The organism is Paenibacillus sp. LC231, assembly GCF_001860525.1.
In the GTDB taxonomy this organism is placed as follows: domain Bacteria; phylum Bacillota; class Bacilli; order Paenibacillales; family Paenibacillaceae; genus Paenibacillus_AQ.
Genome location: NZ_JFOM01000038.1, coordinates 1 through 11,495, shown reverse-complemented (window position 1 = coordinate 11,495; position 11,495 = coordinate 1). Strand labels below are relative to the sequence as shown.

The 11,495-nt window shown below is 48.6% G+C and carries 12 protein-coding genes, 1 rRNA gene and 1 other RNA gene; all 14 read right to left on the bottom strand.

Features of this window, described 5'->3' with window-relative positions; genetic code table 11:
* Positions 1-199 (bottom strand): 16S ribosomal RNA (locus AK95_RS23420); the annotation flags it as partial.
* 333 nt (positions 200-532) lie between these two features.
* Positions 533-802, bottom strand: coding sequence for a pro-sigmaK processing inhibitor BofA family protein (locus AK95_RS23415; protein ID WP_071222340.1), 270 nt, complete (start codon positions 800-802; stop codon positions 533-535).
* A gap of 47 nt (positions 803-849) precedes the next feature.
* The gene (locus AK95_RS23410; RefSeq protein ID WP_071222339.1) at positions 850-1,140 is read right to left on the bottom strand and encodes a DUF2508 family protein; all 291 of its coding nucleotides are present in this window, start codon (positions 1,138-1,140) and stop codon (positions 850-852) included.
* Between the two features lie 236 nt (positions 1,141-1,376).
* Entirely contained in the window at positions 1,377-1,976 is a 600-nt protein-coding gene (recR, locus tag AK95_RS23405) for a recombination mediator RecR (RefSeq protein ID WP_071222338.1), read from the bottom strand.
* A gap of 25 nt (positions 1,977-2,001) precedes the next feature.
* Complete coding sequence (locus tag AK95_RS23400; protein ID WP_009595540.1) at positions 2,002-2,313, bottom strand: YbaB/EbfC family nucleoid-associated protein; 312 nt, start codon at positions 2,311-2,313, stop codon at positions 2,002-2,004.
* A gap of 40 nt (positions 2,314-2,353) precedes the next feature.
* Positions 2,354-4,069, bottom strand: a complete 1,716-nt coding sequence (dnaX, locus tag AK95_RS23395; protein WP_071222337.1) for a DNA polymerase III subunit gamma/tau — start codon at positions 4,067-4,069, stop codon at positions 2,354-2,356.
* Between the two features lie 293 nt (positions 4,070-4,362).
* Positions 4,363-4,629: signal recognition particle sRNA large type (gene ffs, locus AK95_RS23390), an RNA gene on the bottom strand.
* A 117-nt stretch (positions 4,630-4,746) separates the two neighbouring features.
* Positions 4,747-4,944 (bottom strand): 50S ribosomal protein L31, encoded by a 198-nt coding sequence (gene rpmE / locus AK95_RS23385; RefSeq protein ID WP_006207505.1) that lies wholly within the window; start codon positions 4,942-4,944, stop codon positions 4,747-4,749.
* Between the two features lie 177 nt (positions 4,945-5,121).
* Positions 5,122-6,399, bottom strand: coding sequence for a radical SAM family protein (locus AK95_RS23380; protein ID WP_071222336.1), 1,278 nt, complete (start codon positions 6,397-6,399; stop codon positions 5,122-5,124).
* A 32-nt stretch (positions 6,400-6,431) separates the two neighbouring features.
* Positions 6,432-7,760, bottom strand: a complete 1,329-nt coding sequence (gene rho, locus AK95_RS23375; RefSeq protein WP_071222335.1) for a transcription termination factor Rho — start codon at positions 7,758-7,760, stop codon at positions 6,432-6,434.
* A 152-nt stretch (positions 7,761-7,912) separates the two neighbouring features.
* Positions 7,913-9,172 carry a UDP-N-acetylglucosamine 1-carboxyvinyltransferase gene (locus tag AK95_RS23370; RefSeq protein ID WP_071222334.1) on the bottom strand — a complete coding sequence of 420 codons (1,260 nt, stop codon included), beginning with the start codon at positions 9,170-9,172 and terminating at the stop codon, positions 7,913-7,915.
* 314 nt (positions 9,173-9,486) lie between these two features.
* Complete coding sequence (fba, locus tag AK95_RS23365; protein WP_071222333.1) at positions 9,487-10,341, bottom strand: class II fructose-1,6-bisphosphate aldolase; 855 nt, start codon at positions 10,339-10,341, stop codon at positions 9,487-9,489.
* A gap of 174 nt (positions 10,342-10,515) precedes the next feature.
* Entirely contained in the window at positions 10,516-10,908 is a 393-nt protein-coding gene (locus AK95_RS23360; RefSeq protein ID WP_071222332.1) for a response regulator, read from the bottom strand.
* A 354-nt stretch (positions 10,909-11,262) separates the two neighbouring features.
* Positions 11,263-11,495: transposase (locus tag AK95_RS23355; protein WP_083397509.1), on the bottom strand; the 233-nt coding region annotated here is incomplete at its 5' end.

The window sequence follows — 11,495 nt, the reverse complement described above, 5'->3', positions numbered from 1 at the left end:
AATGCTGTGAAATAAATTATCCGGTATTAGCTACCGTTTCCGGTAGTTATCCCAGTCTTGAGGGCAGGTTGCCTACGTGTTACTCACCCGTCCGCCGCTAACCATCAGGAGTGCAAGCACTCCATCAAGTCCGCTCGACTTGCATGTATTAGGCACGCCGCCAGCGTTCGTCCTGAGCCAGGATCAAACTCTCCAATAAAGTGTTTGACTTGCTCATTTCTTAACTGACGAGAATTTGTTCAATTCTCTTTATGCTCCACCATCCAACAAACCAAGGCTTGTACAGGATGATTTCGCAATGGATTCCACTAGTGAAATCCTTACTCACTCGTTGTTCAGTTTTCAAAGATCAATCATTTTTCATTTATCATCCGCATCTCAGCGGCGACTTTTATAATATATCATACTAGCTTGCTGTTGGTCAAGAGGTTTTTTTGATTATTTTTTTAACCAATAACTGCCTGACCGGTGAAACTCTATCACCCGGAATCAAACGGGCGAACATTAATGTATCATAGAATATAAGCCTGCGTCAACTACCTAATATCGTAATTTTTAATCCAACAAGAAGGGCCACGCCCGGCAAGCCCAGGACCATGACGGTTCCTATGGTCATCGGATTCAGAGGAATATACGTTTCGGCCGCCAATCCGGAGAAATTCACAACATAGATAGCCACTGCCGAGAGAGCAAGATGGGCGCCGAATACGGTTAACCATCCCAGCCCGAGCTTCTTTCTAAACACAACATAGATAAGCAGCAACAGCGATATGCATAACACGCCTAGCACAATCATTTTCATAGATACTCCTCCTTCAATGGTCATTAGACATCCCTCTCAGCCTTGGCTTAACCATTCTCCCTTTTTTGCTCGATGTATTGCATCCTTGCCCCATCCAGGTTGAGCTGCTTGGCCTGTTTGAGATTCATCTGGTATTTGCGCTCCGCCGCCTCCAGCATATAGATCGCATAATCGATCTGATCCTGTCCCGTTGCCTCTTGAAACAGCAAGTGCGCCCGCTCCCACTCCATTTGGGATCTCTGGACGTCCAGGAAGACATGCCACATCCGTTCCTGATCCTCTGCAGTGATATACGTTTCCTCTACTTTTTTCCTCGACTGCTTCCACCATATCTTCATTCCGTTCACTCCCTATAAATATGAATGTTAAAAAACTGCTCTTAATTAGACCGTCTGTAACATTCATATCGAGAGAAGGACAAACTTAGAACCAAAAGAACTCTTTCAATTTCTGCATTCTACACCTTAAAGTTAGCAAACAAAAAACGAGCCAACGGAATTGCTTCCGATGCTCGTTCTCTTATAGCTTATTAGCTTTGACATCTCAAACGAAACTTGCAAAGAATCACAAAATATCAGTTCAGTTCTCTTCGGCCCTCGAGTGCCTTAGATAAAGTCACTTCATCTGCATACTCCAAGTCACCGCCAACAGGCAGTCCATGGGCAATTCGGGTCACCTTAATATCAAAAGGGCGGACCAGACGCGATATGTACATCGCTGTTGCCTCCCCCTCGATATTAGCGTTTGTCGCCAAAATGAGTTCTTTTACACGTTCGTCACTCAAACGCGTAAGAAGCTCCTTCAGACGGATCTCATCCGGCCCGATCCCCTCCATTGGAGATATGGCCCCATGGAGGACATGATAGTAGCCATCGAATTCCTTCGTACGCTCCATTGCCACGAGATCCTTCGCATCCTGTACCACACAGATAGTCGAAGCATCCCGGGTTTTGTCCTGACATACCCGGCATGGATCCGTATCGGTGATGTTGCAGCAGACGGAGCAGTAGTGCAGATTCCTTTTGACACTGACTAGCGCTTTGGCAAAATCTATAACGTCATCTTCCTTCATGTTCAGAACATGAAAAGCCAGGCGGGCGGCCGTCTTCGGCCCCACACCCGGCAGTCGCGTAAAGGCGTCGATGAGCTTCGCGATCGGTTCAGGATAGTACAAATGTAACTACTCCTTCTAGGTTAGATTAGAACAAGCCCGGAATTTTCATGCCGCCTGTGAATTTGCCCATATCAGCATTTGCGATTTCTTCAGCCTTGGCAAGAGCATCGTTAACCGCAGTCAATACCAGATCCTGCAGCATTTCCACGTCATCCGGATCAACCGCCTCAGGTTTGATGTTGATGGACAAAATTTGTTTATGGCCATTCGCTTCCACGGTAACCACGCCACCGCCGGAAGTTCCTTCAACGGTTTTCGTAGCGAGCTCTTCCTGAGCCTTGAGCATTTGCTCCTGCATCTTTTTCACTTGCTTCATCATTTGGTTCATATTATTCATGATTCATCTCTCCTTATAATAGGGTGCACGTAGGGACGTGCTAGTCTTTTATGACAACGAGGTCTTCTCCAAACAACTGGATGGCCTCATCAATCCATGGTTTTTCCCCACCGGCCTCCGCTTCTTCGTGCTCAAGCTTAAGTTCTTCGGCCTGAGGCTTGCCCACTCCTTCTACCGCGTCACTCCAATCACGAAGCATCATGGTAACCAGATGATACGGCTTGCCAAGCGTTGACTCAAGAACCCCTTCAATCACCTGTTTATTGGCAGGTTTCTCCGTGGTTTCGCGGTGGATGTTGTTTTTAAAAGCGACAAGAACCTTGTCTTCCCATACGGACACGGGCTCACCATCCATCAGCCATGCGTGGACCGTGACCTTCTCCTCTTTCACATTCTGCAGAATTTGGGCCCACTGCCGTTGAACAGAGGAAAAATCCTCCCCGGTTCGGCAAGATACATACTGATCCATATGCTGCGGAATCTTGGCTGATGAAGCTGCTTTCGGTGCCGGTGTACGGGTAGACTTGGCCGGTTCGCGTTGACCTGATGCAGGAACACCATTTTGTATCAGTCGCTCCAGCTTTTTCTCAAGTGCGGCTACGTGCTGCTTCAGCTGAGCGAGTTCACCTGCATCGGCCGTACTATGGGCAGCTGCGGCCCCACCCGCAGATTGGGTTATACCGGAGAGCTTGAGCAACGCTACCTCAAACAAAGTTTGCGGCTGCGAGGCGTATTTCATCTCACTCTGATACCGGTTCAGCGTATCAATCATTTGAAATAGTTCCTCTCGGCTGAAGGCATTTGCCATCTCCTGAAACTCTGCCGGATTCAAGACCCGATCGGTCAGCTTGTCAGCGCCTGGAACCATCTTGATCATGAGCAAATCGCGGAAATAATACAAGAGATTCTCCATGCATTTATCTGCACTTTTCCCCTCCTGCATGAATTGCTCCACAATCTGCAGCACAAGTCCGGCATCCCCCTGTTTCACGGCACTGGCCAGACGGCCAAACTGCTCCGAGGCAATGCCGCCCGTCATGTCCATGACCTGCTGGTAAGATACCGTACCTCCGGTAAAAGAAGCAATCTGATCCAGAATGCTCAGTGCATCCCGCATACCGCCATCCGACAGACGTGCGATATACTGCAGCGCTTCATGCTCTGCCGTAATGCCTTCTTCTCCGCAAATCTGCTCCAGACGCCCGGTTTGTTCGTCCAAGGAAACTCTACGGAAGTCAAACCGTTGACAGCGTGAAATAATCGTTGCCGGAAGCCTGTGCGGCTCTGTTGTCGCTAGTATAAACATCACGTGTGCCGGCGGTTCCTCCAGCGTTTTCAATAAGGCATTGAACGCTTCCGTCGTCAGCATGTGTACTTCATCGATAATATAAACCTTGCGCCGCACCTCGGTCGGTGCGTATTTGACTTTCTCCCGCAAATCACGGATTTCCTCGACGCCGCGGTTGGATGCAGCATCGATCTCCTGAACGTCCATGACGGCTCCGGACGTTATACGCCGGCAGGCCTCGCATTCATTGCAGGGTTCCTCAGCCGGACCATGCTCGCAGTTCACGGCTTTGGCCAAAATTTTAGCGGCACTGGTCTTGCCTGTACCCCGTGGACCGCTGAACAGGTAGGCATGGGAAACCCGCTGCTCGCGAATGGCATTCTGCAGGGTCTGGATAATATGCTGCTGGCCCACCATGTCGCCGAACGACTGTGGTCGCCAAGCACGATATAACGCGATATGTTCCACTGTGCTTTACCCTCTTTCAACTTCCACTTCACGAGATCGAGAACCCTAAGGTTTATACTAAGCCCGATCCTCGCGTGCTTTACTGTTGCATTCATGGTCAATCCCAGCCCAAAAGGCGTGAGTTTAACGGTTATATTATACTACATTCTATACTACTTTCCCCTGCCTTAGCAAAACGTTTACTTGGAAATCTTTATCCAAAGTGCATATGAAGGATCAGCTTGAATCAATAGCCGTCTCGACAAAAAACACCCTTGCCAATATGGCAAAGGTGTTATGTGCAGATATGTATACCGTGCACCTGTTATTGATAATTGCGATCCGAGCGGCAATCCTGAGCAACAACTCGGGCTAGGCACCCCTCCGGCACAAAAGCGATCTTGCTTATGGCTGCTTCCTTCCGGACCTGACCAGGTTCACAAGTGCTCATTGCGGAGGACCCAACCGTCAACGTTGAGCGCAGGGACCAGCCTCACATCGACAATACCTCTAACAGGAATTCAACCTCGCTACAGCGGATTGCGAGTTACAGGGCACCGCTACCTCCCCGTCTAGCACGGCGAACTTTAGTATATCGCATGGCTATCAAAAAAGCAACCGACGGAAGAAGTTGCATACTCCACCAGCCCTGTAAACAGACAAAAACCCTTCGACCACAAGGGCGAAGGGTTTGTTTATTAGATACCGTATTTCTTCTTGAATCTATCAACACGACCGCCAGCATCCAGGAATTTCTGTTTACCTGTGAAGAACGGATGACAGTTCGAGCAAATCTCTACACGAAGATCTGGTTTTACAGAACCTGTCTCAAACGTATTACCGCAAGCACAAGTAACTGTAGTAACGTGATATTTCGGTTGAATATCTTGTTTCATTGTAGCTTTCACCTCTTTCCGCCCTGAGCCTCATGCGGACCCAGAGTTATATGGACACATAAATGGAGTATATCACGAGCATATTGAATGCGCAATAGCCCATACACAAATCATCAGACAAGTCCACAACTGGAATTTTAACCTGATTTTAACATATGCAATGCCAGTACGATTCTGCTAGATAATCGAAGGTCTCTTCTTCGGTCTTGCCTGTCCCGCAGGCGGCACATGCGTATAGGAGCCAATCACGACATCCGGCAGCTCCTCCTGCATAATCTCAATAGCCTGCTTCATCCCCAGAATCTCGCCTTGTGCAGGCGGAATAAGCTCGAGATAGCTCTCAGGGTCAATATTGAGATTACGGAGCTGGATTAACTTGAGGCCCGTGCGGCGGGCAAACTCAATCATGGCCTCCAGCTCTTCCTCGCGATCGGTCACGCCCGGGAAGATCAGATAGTTGATGGATGTATACACGCCTTGATCGGTTGCATAGCGAAGGGATTTCTCCACATTGGCCAGCGTATAGCCCCTTGGCTTGTAGTATGCGTTATAATGATCATCCAATGCACTGATGGTGCTGACTCTCATCAGATCAAGACCCGCATCCACGATGCCGCGGATAAAATCGGTCAGGCCCGCATTGGTATTAATATTGATGTAGCCCATATCAGTCTGCGCCCGAACTTCTCTCATGGCTTCTATAATGATCTTCGCCTGCGTGGAGGGCTCTCCCTCACAACCTTGGCCAAAGCTGATGATCGATTCCGGTGTCTTCAAATGCTCCAGCATAACCTGCACCAGCTCATCCACTCTCGGACGGAAGTTCATGCGGGTCTGAGGCGCGACAAAGCCGCTGTCATCCGGCTGTTCCGATATACAACCGAAGCAGCCGGCATTGCAGGAGTAAGATACGGGAACAGCGCCTTCCCAGCGATTCAGGAAGGTGTTGGATGCCGTCAGGCATTCATATCCTAAGGCACAATTAGACAGATGCTCATAGAGCCGATTCTCCGGGTATTTCTCCTTCAGCGTCTTAACCCCAAGCTCAAGATCGTTCAGATCGCAGTTCACAGGATTCCACTTCTCGGGGTCATCGGATAAACGCGCCGTCGTATAGAAGGCGCCATCCTTCCATACTACCGCCGAGTAACCGAATAGCGGCAGCTTATATTCCTTGTCCGACTTCACGTACCCTGGCAGGCACAAGCGGGTATATCCTTGCGGCAAAAGCGCTCCGACAGCGGTATACCCATCCTCAAGCGGCATCATTTCACCGGTCTCCGGATCCATCCCGATCGCTCGGGTGCTCGGCAGCCCAACCAGTGTAGCTCCCTCTGGCAAAGGGATCAATTCATCATCCAATATTTCAACGATCATATCACCGCTTCGGGCAAGCCCGAACAGCTCGGAATGATCATATACGTTCCCTTGCTCATCTGCATAAACCAAATACATGTTGATCTCCTATTCTCCGGGTTGATTCAGGCTTAGCTCTGAGGTGCCGTCGCTGCAGATGCACGCGATGGGCGTCTGGCCGTCTGGCTTTGAGTCCCGGTTCCGCTGCCGTTATTGGCATTCACATCAAATGATGCCAAGAACTCCGCGTTATTCTTGCTGTCACGCATTTTTTTGAGGAATCCTTCCACAAAGTCAGCAGAGTCGTTCATATTTTTACGGATCGCCCAAATGGTATCCAGTTCATCCTTGTTCAAGAGCACCTCTTCACGCCGGGTACCGGAACGACGAATGTCGATCGCCGGGAAAATACGGCGTTCCGCGAAGCGGCGGTCCAAGTGCAGTTCCATATTGCCCGTACCTTTAAATTCCTCATAAATAATATCATCCATCCGCGATCCGGTTTCAACCAAGGCTGTGGCCAGAATCGTCAGGCTTCCGCCTTCCTCCACGTTGCGCGCCGAACCGAAGAAGCGCTTCGGACGATGGAATGCCGCAGGATCAATACCGCCGCTCAGGGTTCTGCCGGACGGAGGGATGACCAGGTTATATGCACGCGCAAGACGGGTGATGCTGTCCAGCAATATAACAACGTCCTTCTTATGCTCCACCAGCCGCAAGGCACGGGACAATACCAGTTCCGCCACTTTAATATGGTTCTCCGGAAGCTCGTCAAAAGTAGAAGCAACCACCTCGCCCTTAACGGAACGCTGCATATCCGTCACTTCTTCAGGCCGTTCATCGATGAGTAAAACAAACAGTTCAATCTCTGGATTGTTGGTTGAGATGCTGTTGGCGATTTCTTTTAAGAGGAGCGTTTTCCCTGCTTTTGGCGGTGCTACGATCAAACCGCGTTGTCCTAAACCTACAGGTGCAAGCAGATCCATAATTCGGGTTGACAACTGATTAGGGGATGTTTCAAGAACAAGCTTTTCTTGCGGATATAGAGGAGTCAAGGCTGGGAAGTGCAATCGTTCCGCTGCGACGGCAGGATTCTCACCATTCACGGCGTTGACCTGCAGCAACCCGAAGTAACGTTCGTTCTCTTTAGGTGTCCGGCATTTACCCGAAACCAAATCTCCGGTCCGTAAATCAAATTTACGAATCTGGGAGGCCGAAATGTAGATGTCCTCCGTGCTCGGCAGATAGTTGATCGGTCTAAGAAAACCGTAACCTTCCGGCAAAATCTCGAGTACGCCCTCCATGAACATCAAGCCGCTCTGTTCGGCCTGCGCCCGGAGAATGGCAAATATCAATTCTTTTTTCTTCAACTGGCCATAATAAGGAATCTGATACTTTTTGGCCAGCTTATACAGATCCGTCAGCTTCATGCCTTCCAAATCGGCTATTTGTAAATCCATTCAATAACCACCTATTCAATTATTTGTTTCTGTCACAGCAGATCCTGCTGTCATGTAGTCTATTATTCTATGAGAGCTTTACTAGGAGCATTACCCAAATCTGAGGGAGATATGCAGTTTCAACCACACATTTCCCTCATTTTGGTAAAAAATCATTCTTCCTCGGTCTCACGCCATACGTCGGCACCCAGCATGCGCAGATTGGATACCAGATGGTCATAGCCGCGATCAATGAATTCTACGCCGCTGACCTCCGTCACCCCTTCAGGTACGGTTAGTCCCGCAATCACAAGAGCCGCACCTGCGCGCAGGTCGGTCGCTTTGACCTTGGCTGCGTTCAGCGGACCACCTTCTATAATGGCCGAGCGTCCCTCCACACGGATCTTGGCACCCATGCGAACTAACTCCGGAACATGTTTAAATCGGTTGCTATATACAAAATCACTAAGGACACTGACGCCTTCCGCTTGGGTAAGCAGACTGGTCATTGGTGATTGCAAATCCGTTGCAAATCCAGGATATATAAGCGCCTTCACGTCCACATGCTGGTATCGGTCCTTACCGATTACGCGGATGCTTTCGTCCAGCTCCTCAATACCAACACCCATCTCGATCAACTTGGCCGTGAGGGCTTCAAGGTGTTTCGGGATGACGTTGTCAATCAGAACATCACCGCGAGTAGCTGCGGCAGCAATCATATATGTACCAGCCTGAATCCGGTCTGGAATAATGGAATGGCGGCAGCCATGCATCTCGGTTACGCCTTCAATCCGGATCGTTTCCGTTCCGGCGCCCTTAATGACAGCTCCCATGGAATTCAAAAGTGTAGCAACATCTATAATTTCAGGCTCTTTCGCCGCATTTTCAATAATTGTGGAGCCTTTGGCCTTAGCAGCCGCCAGCATAATATTAATCGTTGCACCAACACTGCTCACATCCAGATAGATCTTCGCGCCTCGCAGCTCTTTAGCATGCAGATGAATCGAACCGTGTTCATTGGTGACGGTTGCGCCAAGCGCTTCAAAACCCTTAATGTGCTGGTCGATGGGACGAGGTTCAAAATTACAACCGCCCGGCAGGCCGATCACGGCTTCTTTAAATCTTCCAAGCATGGCGCCCATCATATAGTAGGACGCGCGCAGTTTCTTAACGGGTCCGTTAGGCATCGGAATAGATTTGATATCAGAAGGGTCAATTCTCATCTGATTGCCTTCCCATGAAACTTGCCCGCCCAATTCTTCCAAGATCTCAGCATAAACAGCCACATCGCTGAGAAGCGGCAAATTATCAAGTACGACTTCCGATTCCGCCAGAATTGCGGCGGGAATTAACGCAATCGCGCTGTTCTTGGCACCACTGATTGTTACAGTACCTCGCAGTGGGCGTCCACCGCTGATCATCAATTTTTCCATAAGCTTTCGGGTCCCCCTACATCACTTCGCAGCCGGAAATGGTTCTGATGGCCGTCATACAAGAAAAACGTCTTATCGACGTTCCTTAAGGATGACAGACCGCATTTAGCGTTTCTTTTTGTTCTAGATGATCCGGTTGTGAAGCTCACAACCCGCTTGTACTTTGATATCTTAATAAATGAAATGGAAAAACACCGGCTACGCGGTGTGCTTTCCATTTCAATGTATGCAGCATAAGACAGCCTAAATATCTTAAGTGATTCCAATCGTCATGTCGTAGCCACTAGAACTACAAGCGACTTAACTATGAATAATTAAGCTTGATTGTTGGAACCAAACTCACGGATTTTGCCAACAACGGTTTCCTTGATTGCCTCACGGCCTGGTTTCAAGAATGTGCGTGGATCGTAAGCTTCCGGTTTAGCAGCAAGCACTTCACGAACAACTTTAGAGAACGAGATTTGGTTCTCAGTGTTCACGTTGATTTTGGAAGTACCCAAGGAGATCGCTTTCTTGATGTCATGCGTCGGAATGCCTGTACCACCATGAAGCACCAACGGAAGTTTCACAGCATTGCGAATCTCTTCCATCTCCTTGAAACCAAGGTTTGGTTCGCCTTTGTAAGGACCATGAACAGAACCAAGCGCAGGTGCCAATGTGTCGATGCCTGTTTCGTTCACGATGCGAACGCAATCGTCCAGCTTCGCGTACATTACGTCACCGATAACATCATCTTCTTGTCCGCCGACCATGCCGACTTCAGCTTCAACGGAAACGCCTTTAGCATGAGCATACTCAACGACTTGTTTCGTTGTTGCAATATTCGTATCAATCGGGCTGTGGGAATCATCGATCATAACCGAAGTGAATCCTGCGTCGATTGCTTCTTTACATTTCTCAACACTTGAACCGTGGTCAAGGTGAATGGCAACAGGAACTGTAACTTTCAGGTCCTCCATCAAGCCTTTTACCATGTGTACGACGGTGCTGAATCCACCCATATAACGAGCTGCCCCTTCGGAAACACCAAGAATTACCGGTGATTTCTCTTGCTCAGCCGCTTCAAGAATCGCATATGTCCACTCCAGGTTGTTGATGTTGTATTGACCAACAGCATATTTACCTTCGAGTGCTTTGTTCAGCATGTCTGTCATTGATACTAATGGCATGGTTTCATCCTCCTATAGATGCTTAGTTTGTCTATGGTTTTTAGCCGATATAACATACGGACTTATTATACCACATCGCGTCATAAATACTAAACAAGCATTTCCTAAAATGCTGCGAAGGACCTCACATTCTGGCAAAAAAAAGAATTCCGCCCTTTGAGCAGAATTCATCATTCAACCGATATTACTGGCGGTCCCTTTCAGCTGCATATTGACGGCTTGACGCATCTCGTCAATATCAAAGGGTTTGGTAAAATGCATCAACGCACCAAGATCGGTTGCTTCCTTGATCATGTCAAGCTCTCCATAGGCTGTCATCATGATCACCTTAATGTCCGGATTCATCTGTTTTATATGCTTCAAAATCTCAAGCCCGTCCATTCCAGGAATTTTCATATCCAGCAGCACCAAATCCGGGGCATGCATCTTCACAATTTCAAGTGCAGCCTTGCCGTTTGCCGCTTGAAATGTCTCATATCCTTCACTGCTGAACACTTCCACAAGCAGGATGCGGATACCATTCTGGTCATCCACAATCAGCACTTTGTGTTTGCTTTCCTTGCTCATCCCTTCAACCTCCCCGATACTTAAATCGTACAATGAGTATATGCAAACTCGAAAGTTCCTAACTTTCCCATAAACCGACCATTATTTGTATTCGCCTGTAGATGTCGAATTCCTTCCTATCCTAAAAAAAGTAAGAAAAAAAGATGTACGAATTTGTTGTATACGAAATCGACAGCCCCGGACATCCGCTCTGAACGTTTAGCTTACCCTCTCCGTCATTATGACAAAGGATTTCTACGCAAAAAAGAGCCTCTTCAAAAGAGGCTCTCAGATTGTCGAGAAACCCTGTACTTTTTTCAAAGTACAGGGTTTCTCCCTTTCTAAGTAGTCACTTCAAGAGGGGGAATGGGGGGATTACCCCCTGTTTTCCAGGCGATCCAGATGGATCGCCATCTTCTTCATGTTTTGCACGGCTGCTGTCATCAGAGCTTGTTCCCTGACGTTTTGCAACCCGCGCAATCGGCAATAGCGAAACCCATGGAGCTCTTTGGCATCCGCGAAGCTTCGCTCAATCGTTTCTTTTCGTTTTCGGTATAAATACTTGCCGGATCGGCTGAGCCGGTTGTTTCGCACCCATTCCTTGCTGT